The organism is Pseudoalteromonas shioyasakiensis, assembly GCF_024518675.1.
Lineage (GTDB): Bacteria > Pseudomonadota > Gammaproteobacteria > Enterobacterales > Alteromonadaceae > Pseudoalteromonas > Pseudoalteromonas shioyasakiensis_B.
On sequence record NZ_JANIGL010000007.1, the window covers coordinates 144485 to 158895 of the forward strand.

Consider the following 14411-nt stretch of genomic DNA (forward strand, 5'->3'; position numbering starts at 1 on the left):
GCATAGTTGCAAACACTCACTGCAATTATTTTTTCGCTTCAGTAATAAAACCCATACTACTAATACCAGCTTGCTGCACCTGCTCCATTAAAAACACCACATTTTGATATTCTGTGGTTTTATCGCCCCGAATATGCAAAATCGGCTGCGGTGTTTTTGCCGCTTGCTCCGCTAAACGCGTTATCAATTGCTCTTTTGTTATAGCTTGTTCAGCCCAAAAATAACCACCGTCACTGTCTACAGACAATACAATAGTGTCAGGCTTCGCTTCTGCGAGTTCACTTTCTGCGGCGGGTAAATCAACCTGTATTGACTGATTAATCACCGGCACCGTAATAATAAAGATGATCAATAAAACCAGCATTACATCCACTAAAGGAGTCATGTTGATTTCGTTCATGATCTCTTCGTCATCGTTATCAAAATTGAATGACATATCAATTTGCCTTGCTTTGTACTTGGCCTGTTAAATAATAAGCATGTAACTGAGAAGCAAAGCGGTTTAACTGAATTAGCACCGATTTATTGCCCCGACTAATTGCGTTATAAGCGAGTACCGCAGGGATTGCAACGGCTAAACCAAATGCAGTCATCACCAATGCCTCGCCCACAGGACCTGCTACTTTATCAATGCTCGCCGAGCCAGAAAGACCAATACCGATCAACGCATGGTAAATCCCCCACACAGTACCAAACAAGCCGATAAAAGGTGATGTAGAGCCAACGGATGCAAGGATAGCCAAGCCACCTGAGAGCGATTCCCGAGTATCATCAATATTATTTTTTAATGCTGTTGTTAACCATTCAGAAAGCGGAACTTGACCTTGCAGTTGCTCCTCATGATTTTGATGCTGCTCTTTCGCCTGTAAGCCTTGCATTGCTAACTGTTGAAAATGTGTTTGCTCAGCCAGTAATTCGATGCCTTTGTTAATATCTTGCTGTTGCCAAAACTCAACCACTAAACGCTTTGCTGCCCGCAGTTTTAGTAAACTAAATAAGCGGACAAAAATCACCGCCCATGAAGCCAGCGACATCGCTAATAAAGAGAAACCAACGAATTTGATAACGGCATCACTTTGTTGCCATAGCGCTGCAATGCCATAAGGGTTTTCCATTTTACTCTCCAACAACCTGTTGTATATAAACAAACTTAGCCGCAGTGCGGCTAAGTTAAAATTATAAAAGCGTGTTAACTCGCTTTATTTAAAAGTGCGCCGTAAAGGTAAGACGAGAAGTACGCCCAGGCCCCGGCATTAAACTAAGCGCTAAAGCATCGAGATAAAACTCATTAGTTAAGTTAGCAATATTAAAGTTAACTTCCATATTATCGGTTATTGCATAGCGCGCATATATATCAACTAATGTGTAAGCCTCTGTTGGTACATGAGGCGCAGAGCCATGGTAGTTCTGCCAACTCAAAGTGCGGTCAAAGTCTGTATCTGGCTCACCGGTATAAGTAATTCTTGTACCGATATCTAAATTATCATTAAAGACTTTAGCACCTAAAACCGCCGCATACGACTGTTGCGGTGGAATGTGATTTGCCACATACATGCCAGAAAATCCAGACTTTGAACAATTAGGGATTTCACCTTGGTAGTTCGTATATTGGTTATCGCGGAATGATTGCGCAATTTCACTATCACAAAGTTCAGCTTCAGTGTAATAGGTTGCACTCAGATCAGTATAAAAACGCCCCATCACAAAGCGGCTTTGCAGCTCAAAACCTTTGCTGTTAAAGCTATCTGAGTTACCCATAGCAAGACCAATATCCGTTGCACTTACGAGCGAACGGTCTACGGTACGACGGGTAATATAATCTTCGATTTTATTATCAAAGTAAGCAAGTTTTACACGGCTTTGTACTGAATCAAACAGTTCATCATTGATATATGAAAAGCCAATTTCTTTATTCTTCGCGCGTTCAGGATCTAGCTCAAATACTTTACTCGATACAGACCAGCCCAGTGTCGATTCCATTAAGCTAGGCATACGTAAGGCTTCACTATAACGGGCATAAGCCAGCCAGTTATCGTTTAATTGCATATTCACGGCAATATTTGGCGCAAAGCCATTGTCGTCACGGGCGATTTTGTCGCTCACGGTAAACGTGCCTAATGGCAGGCCATTTTCACTCCAGCCAATCGCACTACTACCAATATTAAGGCTGCTGATCTCAACAGGCTCCATGCCCCAGTTTTCTACCATCCCTTCGCCAGTAACGCGGGGATCATTGGCGGCTGTGTATTCACCATTTTCGTCGGCAAACCAGCGAGCATTTCCTAAGCGGCTGCCATCTTCAGCGAATAAAATAATGCTCTTATACTTTTGCATATCTTCGGTCCAAAAAGCGTTATTATCTTGCGATTTGAACCACGAATAGCGACCACCAAGCTCAAAGCTCAACCAATCTTTTGGTGACCATTTTGCTTGCAAAAACACACTGCTTTCATAACGGTCGCCATCACGGTAGGTCCGGTTTTTTTCGATATCTTCTTGTGAATAGTTAACACCATCGCCTGGGCCGATAGATTCTTTTTGGAAACTATAACCATAATCTAAGCTTGTGGTGCCATATTGTTCACTTGTAAATACGCTCTGATTACTCAGATCAAAGCCGATGCGTTTTGACTCTGTTTTGGCTAAATAAAGCACATCAACACATGACTCACAGTCATGCTGTTCTGGTGATTCATTATCTTCACGCGGGTTAGTAAATACCGACCCGTTATACGCTTTTGAATCTGTTTCTGTGTACCAAAGGTTGGCTTTTAACTTATTCAGTAATGGATTACTCGGTGATGTATATTGATAACGCGCGCTATAACTATCAATATCCTGCTCTGAGTTTTTCCATTGTTTTAGGGTATCACCTTCATTACGGTAGATTTGCGATGCCATTATTTCGCCGTACTCGGCTTGGTATTTTCGATAGCTCAACTCTAATTTTGCATCAGCATTGATTTTAAGCGTTGGCTTAATAAGTAAAGAGGTGCTTTTATTCGCAGTATTGAGTACTTCTTCTCCTGGTTTATAAAAGCGAGCGATCCCTTCGTTCACCTCGGTGTACTTTTCTTCAACCCAGGTTCCGTCAACTTCATTCCAGCGGCTTTTTTCTTCATCATAAAAGTAGTCTTCGCGGCCACTCTCTCCGGCAAAGTAATTACCAATATCACGACGTGAAGCAGCAACAACTAAGTCAAAGTTCTCTTGCTCGGTAGCATAGGCAATATTGGCAAATTCACCATCACTGTCTACTAAACCTGGCGCATCACTTCGTGGCGTGGCATCAAAGTCACTTTGCGCATCAAGGCTATTACTTTGCATTCCCGCTTTAAAGCGCACGCCGTGATGCTCACCATCACGTAAGATATCCGCTGTTTTTAAGGTGTCCATTATCACTACACCGCCCACTGCACCCATACCTTGTGCATTATTTGCAGGACCTTTGTCGATAGACACTGTGCTTATTAGGTCAGGGTCGATGTATGCGCGATCAGAAATCCCTGCATAGCCTCGGTATACCGTGTTGCTTTGAATACTACCATCAATAACAACCGCTACACGGTTTTGCCCTTGTACACCACGAATATTTACATCAATTGCGCCACCATTACGTGATTCACCTACTTCAACCCCAGGGATCCCTTTAAGCATATCGCCTGCGGAGGTGCCACGAAATTGCTCAACATACTGGCTATCTAATTGCACGTTTGAGCTGGTTTTTAGATAAGGTAAGTCTTCTGCGGCAACACTGTCTTCATCAAACATACCAGGAGCAATATATGCACCAACCACTGACAGCGCGGCTAAGTCTGTCGCTGATTTAGAGTTATCCAACTTTTTTAGAATAATTGAATTACCTTCAATCGTTGCTGTAATCCCCGTATTCTGCAGCACCTGATTTAACGCATCGCGAATGGTTGTTGGCCCTTGTAATTCAGGGGCATTAAAAGAGTTAACCAGTTCGGGCTCAAAAATGAGCGTCATATTAGACTCTGAAGCAAGTTGATTTAATGTAACTTCAAGTGGTTGAGATTCAATATCCAACATCATCACATTATTGTTTGCTACAGCAGGTAAAGAGATGCTTAAACCCATTGCCAGAGCGATTGAAGATAACTGCATTTTTTTCATTTTATGTTCTCATATTAATCCATTACCCTATAAAACGAATGAGAATAATTATCCCTCACCTTGCATTGAATTGTTTTCCTGATTTAGGGATTTTTTTACATGGGAACTAAAGCTTTTCTTAACGGGGTTCAATCAACCATTGGTTACGTTTTTCAACAACCTCAACAGGCAGTATTTTAGGGAGTAGCTGAGCAGTAATTGCAATGTCGTCCAATTGAAAGGTGCCACTTAGCGTCAACCTTGCTAACTCTGCTTGGCCTAATTGTAATTGCTTTACTTGATAGCGATTTAATTGCTCGATCGCGTGATTTAGCGGCGTGTTGGCAAACCGAATTTGTCCATGTTGCCACAACGCAAACGGCTTATTTGTCAGCGTTACCTCACGATCGTCATAACTGTAGTAGCCTTGTTCAGCAAGCAACAGAATATTACCAAATGTAGGATCGAATACGCTGACCTTGCCATGCTCTACTGAAATAATGGCATCATCTTCTACTCGATTCACATTAAAGCGGGTGCCTAACACTGTCACGGTAATTTCATCTACCGCGACTGAGAATGGCCGGTTCAGCTGTTTTGTAACATCGAATACGGCTTGCCCTTGGTGTAACTCAACACGGCGCTGATGGTCATCATAATGCACCGACAGGCTGGTATTGCTGTCTAACATAACTTCGCTGCCATCAGCTAAAGTAAAGGAGCTCGTTTCTCCTATGGCCGTGCTATAAATATCTTCACTACTCGGTTGCATGTAAAAAGAAATACCCACAAATGCAACCGCTATCGATGCTGCTAAAGCAACACGTTTTGGCCAGCGAAGTTGTTGTTCTTTAGTTGAGAGTAAGGCGAGTAAGTTATCGACAGTTTGTGGTGGTAGGTTATTAAGCTTTGCATCTAGCGCTAAGCATTGATTAAAAACACGGCTGTTTTCGGGATCGCTTTGACGCCACTGCTGCCACTGTTTTAGCTGTTCTTGGCTGGGGTTATCTTGCAAGCGTAGTAGCCACTGCATTGCTTGTTCAAATGACGGGGTATTATTTTTAGTATTCTTCATCTGCTATTAATATCTCACGACAACGGCTCATTGCTTTAATTAAGTGCTTTTCCACCATACTCTGGGAAATCTGCATGTGCTCAGCGATTTGCGCCTGACTAAGGCATTTATATTTGTACAATACAAATGCTTCTCGGCACTTTTCAGGCAAACTCGCTACACATTGCTCTAATGCATCAAGTTGCTGCTGAGCCATTAATGTTGACTCAGGGTTTAAATGTTCTTGCGCATATAGCGCACTTTCGTCTTCCGGCAGCGCAGTAAATTGACACACTTTTTCACGACGATAAAGGTCAATCAATAAATTGTTTGCGGTTTTTAAAATTAAAGCACGGTTTTCAGTTTCTTTATTTTTATCAAGCTGCTTTGTATCTTGTTTTAATAGTCGGGCTATCGCTTCTTGGATCAAGCTTTGCGCTTTATCACGGCAGCCCGTTCGCCGCGCCATAATATTTATGACGTTGCTAAAATCTGAAAAAGGCATAGTTCACTACTGCGTTGTTAAAACAGTCCCTATTTTAATACAAAATGGAACCAAGTTTAAACGGTAATAATTATCATTTATTGTTAATAAAAAACTCAATCGGCAATAATAATTTATGAGGAGCGGTTAAATCCTTCGGCACTTTGGGTAAGGGCGCTGCATCTGCTACTGTTTTTAATGCAGCTTTATCAAGCACGCTGATACCCGAGCCTTTAACGATCTCCAGCGTCACTACCTTACCATCTCGTGCTAGCACCACCTCTACATACACCACACCTTGCTGCTTTTTCATAATCGCACTTGTTGGGTACTTACGGTACGCCATCAAATGTGATAATAAACTTGCGGTCCAACTTTGCTTACCTTGCGCCACCTGTTGCTTAGACACACTATGTTGCTGTTTTGTAGTGGTCGCTACCGCTTGGCGTTTCGGCTGCTCAATTGCTGGCGGTGTAGGCTGCTGCTTTTTAGTCTTTGGCTGCACTTCTTGCTGTTTTTTACTTAACGGTTTAGGTTCAGGCACTGCCACTTTAACTTCATCTGGCTGTTTTTTAGTGAGCACTTTTTGCTGCTCTACGGGTTTTATAGGTGGCGCACTCTGTTTAACAGCCACTTGACTTTGCGCGGCTTGATCAGCCACTTTCTTGGCTTCTGAGACTTCCGGTTTTGGTGCTTGAGCTGCTATTAATTCAACCGCAATCACGGTAGGTTGCTGTAATTGTATTGGCTGTGCTTTACCAGCAAAGTTAAAAAATATGACCCAAGCCAATAAAAAGTGACACAAAAGAGCAAGTAAAACGCCTTGAATCACTTTGTAGTAGGACTTGTTTGGTGGTTCATTAAGCTGGCTTGGCTTTGCACACAGGTAGTTGATCACTAACAAAAACAGCAGTAAACAAAAGGTTACTAACCAAATTGATTTGCTCGTTAGCGCTATAATGATCAAGCTGAAAAACATACCAAGCGAAGCAAAATATTTTGCTTTTAAGGGTACCACCCGCCGAGCCTGCCAATTAGCTAGTGTTATACCAAATTTAGGATGGTTTAATAGCCAATCAGCAAGTTTATCATTTGAACGGGTAAAGCATGCAAGCGCTAGAATTAAAAAGACAGTGGTCGGCATGACTGGCAGCAGCATGCCTATAATAGCGAGGGCTACGCAGACGCAGCCCAAGATAAAATAAATGAATTTTTTAATTGGCAACGTTTGCCTATAGGTAGCGCTTAACACTTACAGCTACAATTATTGATAAATAACATCGAGTAACTGATGTGCAACTGCAAATGCGTCTTTTGCACCTTGGTAAAGCTGTTGTTCTTCATCACTTGTGAGCTCAAGCGCTTCAACTGATTGCATAAACTCACGCCATTGACTACCACGACCATTACCAGGCCCAGCTAAAAAGCGTGCGCCAAAATCAGCATCTAGGCCTAGTTGAGTTACTTCTTTTGCCAGCATTGCCGCACCTAGCTTAGAGCCTTCAATAACATATAACCAGCCTACAGCTTGTGCTAATGTGAGGTCTTCGAATTTAATTTGCTCAGCTAAACCTTCAGCCTTCATGCCTAAATCTTGTAAATCGAGTGCAATAGCATCACAGCGATTTCTACTCGCTAGATCAGCAAAAAAAGCTGTTAACTGCTGACTGTTATAAATTGGCACAACATGATTTAACAATAAATACTGAAAGCGTAAAAAATCACCGTAATTCTCTTTCGAAGCAAAAGGTGATTGCGCCATAATTTTATTATCTAAGTTATCGTGTACTTCAGCTGTTGTACGCTTAAGCTGCGACATACGTGGGAAGTTTACTTGGGCTATGCTCGACATAATTTGATTCTAATTTACCATCATTACTTATAAAGACGAATGAACCGACAATAGCCACACCTATAAATATGATTTTTTTTCAGCAAAGTTCATAGTACAGTTATTTATGTAATAGTTACCAAGTGGCTCACTTTTAATATTGTCAGGCATGTTATTTATTATGAAAGTAAAAAATGTTTTCACTGCATATAAAAATGCATGCTATCAAGCTTTGGGGCTATTTTTTGTAGCTTTAGGCATTATTGGCATTGTATTGCCAGTGATGCCCACGACTATTTTTTTTATTTTGGCGTTAGCCTGTTTTACCCGCTCATCACCCACTCTGGCTGCTTGGTTACTCAATCACCCTCGTTATGGCGTTACCTTACAGCAATGGCAAGCATACAAAGTGGTGCCCAAAAGAGCGAAATGGTTTGCTGCAACGGGCATGCTTATCGGGTTAATTATATTGATGCTTGGCCACCCTCCTTGGTGGGTTGTTGGCTTAGTCGCTAGCATTGAGATAGTGGTGATGATTTACTTACTTTCTCGCCCTTCAACAGTTCCTAAAGTGTAAATTTCGTAAATGTTGTTGTGATAACTAATGCAAATCATTACCATGTGTGCATTATACCTATAACATTTTTAATTATTTATGCCGTTAATTAATAAGCGCACGCTGTATAGCACTAGTCGTGCACTGCACATTTACCTATCAACAGCCTTGTTATTTTTACTCATTTTATTTTGTATCAGTGGCATAGTGTTAAATCACGTCGAGTGGCTTAAAGGTGACAAAAATGATGGCCAACACACAATCGCCTTGCCAGAGACCTTGGTAACAAAAGCGAATGAAAATCTAAATACCTTACCAACGCTCTATCCTGAAATCGAAACTTACCTAGCGACTGAGCATGGCTTAACGAAAGTAAAAAGCATTGATTGGGAAAAAGAAGATGCGCTAGTTATGCTTGATTACCCGCTGCCCGCTGGTTTTGCCTTTGCAGAATTCGACTTTATAAGTGGCGAGCTGAATTTAGAGTATCAAACCGGTGGTATTTTGAGCCTAATTGGTGACTTACATAAAGGCCGCCATACAGGTGAAGCATGGAGCTGGGTGATTGATATATCAGCCGTGTTGATGATTTTATTTGCTATCACCGGCATGATTATTTTATTTCAAAATAGAAAAAAACGCTTAGTAGGAATATGGCTTACAGTTCTTGGGGTCGCAACACCTGTAGTCATTTATCTATGCTGGGTTCCGCAACTTAAAGGAGTGTCTTAATGCTAAAACTTAATACCTTATTTAGCGCTGTGATCTTATTCACAGCCGCTTTATTTCAACACAATGCTGATGCAGCCGAACTTGAAATAGAACTCACCTTACCTGAACTTGACGTACAGCCTTATCACCGCCCATACGTGGCTGTGTGGCTTGAAACCCCCAAGCGTAAACATGTAACCACTGTTGCGTTATGGGTGCAAGAAGCAGAATGGTTTAAAGACTTACGCCAATGGTGGCGTAAAGCTGGTAAGAGTAACGCTAATTTTGATGGTGTAACTGGCGCCACAAAACGCCCAGGAAACTACACGATTAATTGGGATGGTAAAGACTTAGAAGGTAATGCCGTCACGCAGGGTAAATATTTACTGAACTTAGAAGTGGTACGTGAAGAAGGTGGCCGCGATTATACCCGTGTAGAACTTGATTTAAGCAAAGACGGTAAAATTACCATCGAAGGCACAAAAGAGTTTTCAGAAAGCTTCGTCACTATCAAAGCCAAATAACAGCATTAAATAACTAGCAAGTAAAAATGCTTATACATTATTTAAATAAGGAAAGATTATGAAAATCAATTTACTTAAAAGCGCATTTATTGGCGCACTTACTTTTACTGCACTTGCATCTAGCTATGCAAACGCCCACGCGCAGTGGCTAGTACCCTCTCATACTTCGTTATCTGGTGATAAAGCACACTATGTGATGATCGACGCAAGTATTTCAAACGAAATTTTTGCTGCTGATAAAGCATATCGCCCGAAAGAAAAAGGCGCAGAATATGACGATAATTTACTTATCGCTATCGGCCCTGATGGTAAACCTATTAGCGATAAAATTCGCGCTTATTACTTGCAACGTAAAAATTCAGCAGCAGTAAAACTTGCTGACGAAGGAACTTATCATATCGCAATGAAGCATGAGCCGCGTATCATGACTTTCTACAAAAATGCAGAAGGCGAGCGCAAGCGTGTATTTGGTCCAAAAACAAGCAAAGATATTCCTGCAGATGCAAAAGATGTAAGAACAACGAAAGCATTCTCAACGGTTGATACATTTGTTAGCCGCAACGGTACTTCAAAGCCTGCGCTTTTAGGTAAAGGTTTAGAGATCAGTGGCCCAACTCACCCTAATGATTTATTTGTTGGTGAAGAAGCGCGTTTTCAGTTATTAAAAGATGGTAAACCAGCAGCAAACGTAGAGCTTGCCATTTTGAAAGGTGACACTCGTTACCGTAATGAACGTAATGAAGTAAAAGTAACCACTGATAAACAAGGCTTTTTCACTAATACTTGGCAGCACCCAGGTTTATACCTGATTGAAGCAAGTGTGAATGAAGATTCATCAGAAAAAGGCATCGACAGTGTGCGTTACTCTCTTTTCACTACATTAGATGTAGCACCTGAGTAATTTACTGCATAAAGTGGTTAGCAATTGTTAACCACTTTCGCCACTATTTGGTATTCCTCACTATTGTATTGTTTTTAAATTTTATTAAAAAAACAATATTTTCAGTATAAAACAACAACTTAATTTTTGGCTTTATTTTTGCTTTTAATAATTTAAGACGTTAATCTAAATTAAAAACGAGCATACTAATAATGACCAATAAATCACTTTCTTTGCTTACTAAAGCACTGCCAATCGCAACTAGCTTACTACTATTAAGCGGCTGCATTGTTCATATCTCTTCAGCAAATGCCAATATACAACAGCAACAACAGCGCACACTATCGGCCACCCAATTACAACAACTCGATGTTGAAACCGAAGCAGGCTCACTTAAAATAATCGGCTCAAACACAGCCACTGAAATTACTGTCGATGCGACGATTTACACCGCTAAAGTTACTGATGCATACACTTTAACCCTTGAACAACAGGGTGATAAAGCCGTATTGCTCGCCAAAAATGAGCAATCCTCTGGCATGGTCGTGTATCAAGGTAGTTCACCGAGTATAGATTTAGTTGTCACCGTGCCAAGTGCATTGACTCTTGATATTGATGATGGCTCAGGTGATATCAATATTAAAGGTGTGCAAGGTGATATAGAGATTGATGATGGTTCTGGCAGTATTTATATCGATCAAGGTAAACATATTGAAATTGATGATGGCTCAGGCGATATCAACCTGCAAAACATTGCTGGCAATATCGAAATAAGTGATGGCTCTGGCAGTATTGCTATCAATAATGCTGCAGGTTATTTAACCATTGAAGATGGCTCTGGGGATATTAACTTAACTGATATTACCGGTAATGTAGAAATAGACGATAACTCAGGCAGCATTTCGGCAAAACAGCTAGGTAGTGACTTAACCATTGAAGATGACTCTGGCGATATTTACGCCGAGCACATAAATGGCCTCGTTACTATCGAAGATGGCTCAGGCAGTATTCGGGTTAATCATGCTAAAGGCCTCACTATTATTGACGATGGCTCAGGGGATTTAAGTATCGACAATATTAACGGGCCAGTGAAGTTAGACTAACGAGCATGGCAACCTAATGTAAAACGGCCAATTAATTGGCCGTTTTTGGCTTAGGCTGTGTGTAATCTATCGTGTGGTCGCAACTGCCATCGTTCTCGCAATCATTAACCCCATCACCATCTTGATCCCAGCTTGGGTGCATGATTTTAGCAGGCACATTGCCATCAACATGTTTGATTATTGTCAGCTTGTAGTCACTAGTTTCACCGCGCCTAGCCGCATTACGCATTAAATACACTCGCACGATATAATCACCATCTTTGGCAAGTTGGTGTTTAACATAGTGCCCTTCAATTGAACCAATATAAACAGCTTCATTACTGCCTGCAGGTAAAATATTAAAGTTATTACTTAGGTTTGAAGGCGTTAAAGTCACATTTAAAATATCACCCGCCTGACCGTTTACTAAGTAATCATTAAACTCATTACCTGTGATGCGTTGCTCGAACTCAACACGCTGAGTACTCGACTCAGGATCAAAAACAACTTGATGTGCCTGCGGTTGCGCTTTGGCTATACCAGTCAGTGCCAAACATACGGCTGATACCAAGAAAAATCTAATACGCATAAAATGTCCTTTTATATTTATATCGTCCAAGTATAGACGGTGCCGATAAAAGCATTGAGTTAAAGTTTAATTTAACAACATCTACAGCAATCTCAATAACAACACTATCGCAATATCATTTTTCAGGCATACTTATATAAATTCAGTATCATCGTGGAACCTCCCATGCTAGAAGTTGCTTTAATTTACTTAGCTGCAGCGATTGTTGCCGTGCCAATAGCTAAACGCTTAGGACTTGGCTCTGTACTTGGCTACCTCCTCGCGGGTATTTTAATTGGCCCCTTCTTGTTGGGCCTAGTGGGTGATCAAACCTCGGTGATGCACTTTGCTGAATTTGGCGTGGTAATGATGCTATTTTTAGTTGGCTTAGAATTACAACCAGCCCGATTATGGAAGCTACGCCATTCGATTTTGGGCCTTGGTGGCCTGCAAGTCACCCTAACCGCAGCGGTCATTTTTGCAATCTGTTATTGGCTACTGGCAATGCAATGGCAAAGCGCACTGGCCATTGGCTTAATGCTAGCGCTCTCGTCTACAGCAATTGTCTTACAAAGCCTTGAAGAAAAAGGCTGGATGAAAACCGAAGCTGGCCAGAATGCCTTCTCTGTATTGCTGTTTCAAGATATCGCTGTTATTCCTATTTTAGCGTTGCTGCCATTACTTGCCTTTGAGCCACAATTAAACACAACTCATATTAATCATTCAGTTACCGCTGATTGGCCTGTTTGGGCTCAAGTGAGCGCATCGGTCACGGTTATAGCGGCCATTATTCTAGCCGGTAAATATATTTCAGCGCCATTATTTAGGTATATTGCCGAAACCCGCATGCGTGAAATATTTACTGTGTTTGCATTATTTTTAGTGGTTGCGATAGCGATAATTATGCAAAACGTGGGATTATCACCCGCATTAGGCACCTTTTTAGCAGGTGTGGTGTTAGCAGAAAGCGAATTTCGCCACGAGCTAGAAGCCGATATTGAACCCTTTAAAGGCTTACTATTGGGGCTATTTTTTGTCGCGGTTGGCGCGTCAATAAACTTTGCCCTGTTATTTGATCAGCTTGCTAATGTAGTCATGCTAGTCGTTGCGCTAATTGCAGTAAAAGCCGCGGTTTTATATGCCTTAGCGCAGGTTTTTAAGATTCATCACACCCAACAATTGCTCTTCACTTTAGCCTTAGCACAGGGTGGTGAGTTTGCATTTGTATTATTAACAATGACCAACTCACTGCAAATTCTCACTCCAGAGCAAAGCAGTTTAACCACCCTAGTTGTAGCAATTTCGATGTTAGTTGCCCCACTACTACTGATGCTTTACGAGCAATTACAAAAACGCAGCAACATCACCAGTGTGCCAGCGTTTGATAAGCCTGAGCAGATCAGCCCAGCTAAACATGTGATCATCGCAGGTTACGGTCGATTTGGGCAAATTATGGGCCGTTTATTGAACACCCAAGGCTATGATATTAGCGTGCTTGATCACAGCCCGAGTCAAATAGATTTACTACGTCGCTTTGGTAACACAGTTCACTATGGCGATGCAGCCAGAAAAGAGTTACTCGAAGCCGCTGGGGCTGACACTGCACAGCTACTGGTGATTGCCATAGATAACGCCGATAAAACCTTAGAGATAGTATCATTAGCAAGAAAACATTTTCCTCAACTAAAGATTGTTGCCCGTGCAATCGACCGCCGTCACGCATACCAACTACTGCAACTAGAGGTTGATGCATTTAACCGTGAAACTGTTGATTCCGCTATAAACTTAGGCGTAGAAACCCTTGAGTTATTAGGTAATTCAAAAGAAGATGCACAACGTGCAGGACATTTATTTAGAGAGCATGATCGCGAGTCGGTAGTTAAACTAGCAAAATTGTGGGGCGACGATCACAGTTATGGTGTTGCAGTGCGACAACGAACTGAAGATTTAAAACAAGTGCTTAATCAAGATAAACAAGCCCGTTCAAGCCTTAATACATGTGACCAAGGTGATTGCGAAGACTACGACAAAGATGCTTAGCAGCATAATAGCGGCTGATGACATAACCTCAACAGTCGCAGCTGCAAGTAACGGCTAAAAATATATGTTAGCCTTGTGCCGCGTTAAACTGACATAAATTGACTAATATTAGGTGCTAATTTTGCCAACAAACATCTCCCTGCGTCAGCCCTATTCTGTACTGGTTGTTATTTATAATAAAAATAAAGATTTTTTGCTTATTCAACGTGCTGATGATGCCAACTTTTGGCAATCCGTGACCGGAGGGATTGATGAAGGCGAAACAGCTATAACGACTGCGTATAGAGAGCTTTTAGAAGAAACAGGTATTGATGCCCGCGCATTAGGCTTAGTAATACGCGAGCATCATAAAACTAATCAATACACCATTCGTGAGCAATGGCGTCATCGCTACCAAGCCGATGCATTAATAAATACCGAGTATGTATTTAGCATTTGTGTGCCAGATAATACCGCCATCAAATTAAACCCAAATGAACATACCGATTTTATATGGTTACCTCAGCAGCAAGCAGCTGACAAAGCATGGTCTGCCAGTAACCAAGCTGAAATTCTCGATTTATAA

Annotated in this window: 15 protein-coding genes; 7 read left to right on the plus strand and 8 right to left on the minus strand. The window is 41.5% G+C overall.

The window, feature by feature from the left end; all coding sequences use genetic code 11:
• Window positions 1–25: 25 nt before the first annotated feature.
• From NQT69_RS17095 to NQT69_RS17130, 7 genes are all read right to left on the minus strand, one after another.
• Window positions 26–436, minus strand: coding sequence for an ExbD/TolR family protein (locus NQT69_RS17095; RefSeq protein ID WP_256828882.1), 411 nt, complete (start codon window positions 434–436; stop codon window positions 26–28).
• A gap of 1 nt (window position 437) precedes the next feature.
• Window positions 438–1115, minus strand: a complete 678-nt coding sequence (locus NQT69_RS17100; protein ID WP_256828883.1) for a MotA/TolQ/ExbB proton channel family protein — start codon at window positions 1113–1115, stop codon at window positions 438–440.
• A gap of 88 nt (window positions 1116–1203) precedes the next feature.
• Window positions 1204–4137 carry a TonB-dependent receptor gene (locus NQT69_RS17105; RefSeq protein WP_256828884.1) on the minus strand — a complete coding sequence of 978 codons (2934 nt, stop codon included), beginning with the start codon at window positions 4135–4137 and terminating at the stop codon, window positions 1204–1206.
• A gap of 118 nt (window positions 4138–4255) precedes the next feature.
• Window positions 4256–5191: a FecR family protein gene (locus tag NQT69_RS17110; protein WP_256828885.1), complete on the minus strand. Its 936-nt coding sequence runs from the start codon at window positions 5189–5191 to the stop codon at window positions 4256–4258.
• Window positions 5178–5675, minus strand: a complete 498-nt coding sequence (locus tag NQT69_RS17115) for an RNA polymerase sigma factor (RefSeq protein WP_256828886.1) — start codon at window positions 5673–5675, stop codon at window positions 5178–5180. The genes NQT69_RS17110 and NQT69_RS17115 overlap by 14 nt, the downstream gene beginning before the upstream one ends.
• A gap of 73 nt (window positions 5676–5748) precedes the next feature.
• Window positions 5749–6813 carry a TonB family protein gene (locus NQT69_RS17120; protein ID WP_372823452.1) on the minus strand — a complete coding sequence of 355 codons (1065 nt, stop codon included), beginning with the start codon at window positions 6811–6813 and terminating at the stop codon, window positions 5749–5751.
• Between the two features lie 105 nt (window positions 6814–6918).
• Complete coding sequence (locus NQT69_RS17130; protein ID WP_256828887.1) at window positions 6919–7506, minus strand: biliverdin-producing heme oxygenase; 588 nt, start codon at window positions 7504–7506, stop codon at window positions 6919–6921.
• Between the two features lie 160 nt (window positions 7507–7666).
• Between NQT69_RS17130 and NQT69_RS17135 the strand changes: the two genes are divergently transcribed.
• The 5 genes from NQT69_RS17135 (at window position 7667) to NQT69_RS17155 (ending at window position 11259) form a co-directional block, all read left to right on the plus strand.
• Window positions 7667–8062 carry a YbaN family protein gene (locus tag NQT69_RS17135; RefSeq protein WP_256828888.1) on the plus strand — a complete coding sequence of 132 codons (396 nt, stop codon included), beginning with the start codon at window positions 7667–7669 and terminating at the stop codon, window positions 8060–8062.
• Between the two features lie 78 nt (window positions 8063–8140).
• On the plus strand, window positions 8141–8773 hold the full coding sequence (locus NQT69_RS17140) for a PepSY-associated TM helix domain-containing protein (protein ID WP_256828889.1): 633 nt from the start codon (window positions 8141–8143) through the stop codon (window positions 8771–8773).
• Window positions 8773–9276, plus strand: coding sequence for a DUF2271 domain-containing protein (locus tag NQT69_RS17145; protein WP_256828890.1), 504 nt, complete (start codon window positions 8773–8775; stop codon window positions 9274–9276). The genes NQT69_RS17140 and NQT69_RS17145 overlap by 1 nt, the downstream gene beginning before the upstream one ends.
• A gap of 58 nt (window positions 9277–9334) precedes the next feature.
• On the plus strand, window positions 9335–10177 hold the full coding sequence (locus tag NQT69_RS17150; protein WP_256828891.1) for a DUF4198 domain-containing protein: 843 nt from the start codon (window positions 9335–9337) through the stop codon (window positions 10175–10177).
• Window positions 10178–10368: 191 nt separating this feature from the next.
• Entirely contained in the window at window positions 10369–11259 is an 891-nt protein-coding gene (locus NQT69_RS17155) for a DUF4097 domain-containing protein (protein WP_256828892.1), read from the plus strand.
• Between the two features lie 31 nt (window positions 11260–11290).
• Here the strand turns inward: NQT69_RS17155 and NQT69_RS17160 are convergent, their stop codons facing one another.
• The gene (locus NQT69_RS17160; RefSeq protein ID WP_256828893.1) at window positions 11291–11827 is read right to left on the minus strand and encodes a hypothetical protein; all 537 of its coding nucleotides are present in this window, start codon (window positions 11825–11827) and stop codon (window positions 11291–11293) included.
• 165 nt (window positions 11828–11992) lie between these two features.
• Here NQT69_RS17160 and NQT69_RS17165 point away from each other — a divergent pair, with 165 nt between their 5' ends.
• Window positions 11993–13846, plus strand: a complete 1854-nt coding sequence (locus tag NQT69_RS17165) for a monovalent cation:proton antiporter-2 (CPA2) family protein (RefSeq protein WP_256828894.1) — start codon at window positions 11993–11995, stop codon at window positions 13844–13846.
• A 121-nt stretch (window positions 13847–13967) separates the two neighbouring features.
• Complete coding sequence (gene nudB / locus NQT69_RS17170) at window positions 13968–14411, plus strand: dihydroneopterin triphosphate diphosphatase (RefSeq protein WP_256828895.1); 444 nt, start codon at window positions 13968–13970, stop codon at window positions 14409–14411.

What these genes read in the sequence shown, in the direction of transcription:
- NQT69_RS17095 (WP_256828882.1), bottom strand. Translation starts at nt 436, where the DNA reads ATGTCATTCAATTTTGATAACGATGACGAAGAGATCATGAACGAAATC.
- NQT69_RS17100 (WP_256828883.1), bottom strand. Translation starts at nt 1,115, where the DNA reads ATGGAAAACCCTTATGGCATTGCAGCGCTATGGCAACAAAGTGATGCC.
- NQT69_RS17105 (WP_256828884.1), bottom strand. Translation starts at nt 4,137, where the DNA reads ATGAAAAAAATGCAGTTATCTTCAATCGCTCTGGCAATGGGTTTAAGC.
- NQT69_RS17110 (WP_256828885.1), bottom strand. Translation starts at nt 5,191, where the DNA reads ATGAAGAATACTAAAAATAATACCCCGTCATTTGAACAAGCAATGCAG.
- NQT69_RS17115 (WP_256828886.1), bottom strand. Translation starts at nt 5,675, where the DNA reads ATGCCTTTTTCAGATTTTAGCAACGTCATAAATATTATGGCGCGGCGA.
- NQT69_RS17120 (WP_372823452.1), bottom strand. Translation starts at nt 6,813, where the DNA reads ATGCTGCTGCCAGTCATGCCGACCACTGTCTTTTTAATTCTAGCGCTT.
- NQT69_RS17130 (WP_256828887.1), bottom strand. Translation starts at nt 7,506, where the DNA reads ATGTCGAGCATAGCCCAAGTAAACTTCCCACGTATGTCGCAGCTTAAG.
- NQT69_RS17135 (WP_256828888.1), top strand. Translation starts at nt 7,667, where the DNA reads ATGAAAGTAAAAAATGTTTTCACTGCATATAAAAATGCATGCTATCAA.
- NQT69_RS17140 (WP_256828889.1), top strand. Translation starts at nt 8,141, where the DNA reads ATGCCGTTAATTAATAAGCGCACGCTGTATAGCACTAGTCGTGCACTG.
- NQT69_RS17145 (WP_256828890.1), top strand. Translation starts at nt 8,773, where the DNA reads ATGCTAAAACTTAATACCTTATTTAGCGCTGTGATCTTATTCACAGCC.
- NQT69_RS17150 (WP_256828891.1), top strand. Translation starts at nt 9,335, where the DNA reads ATGAAAATCAATTTACTTAAAAGCGCATTTATTGGCGCACTTACTTTT.
- NQT69_RS17155 (WP_256828892.1), top strand. Translation starts at nt 10,369, where the DNA reads ATGACCAATAAATCACTTTCTTTGCTTACTAAAGCACTGCCAATCGCA.
- NQT69_RS17160 (WP_256828893.1), bottom strand. Translation starts at nt 11,827, where the DNA reads ATGCGTATTAGATTTTTCTTGGTATCAGCCGTATGTTTGGCACTGACT.
- NQT69_RS17165 (WP_256828894.1), top strand. Translation starts at nt 11,993, where the DNA reads ATGCTAGAAGTTGCTTTAATTTACTTAGCTGCAGCGATTGTTGCCGTG.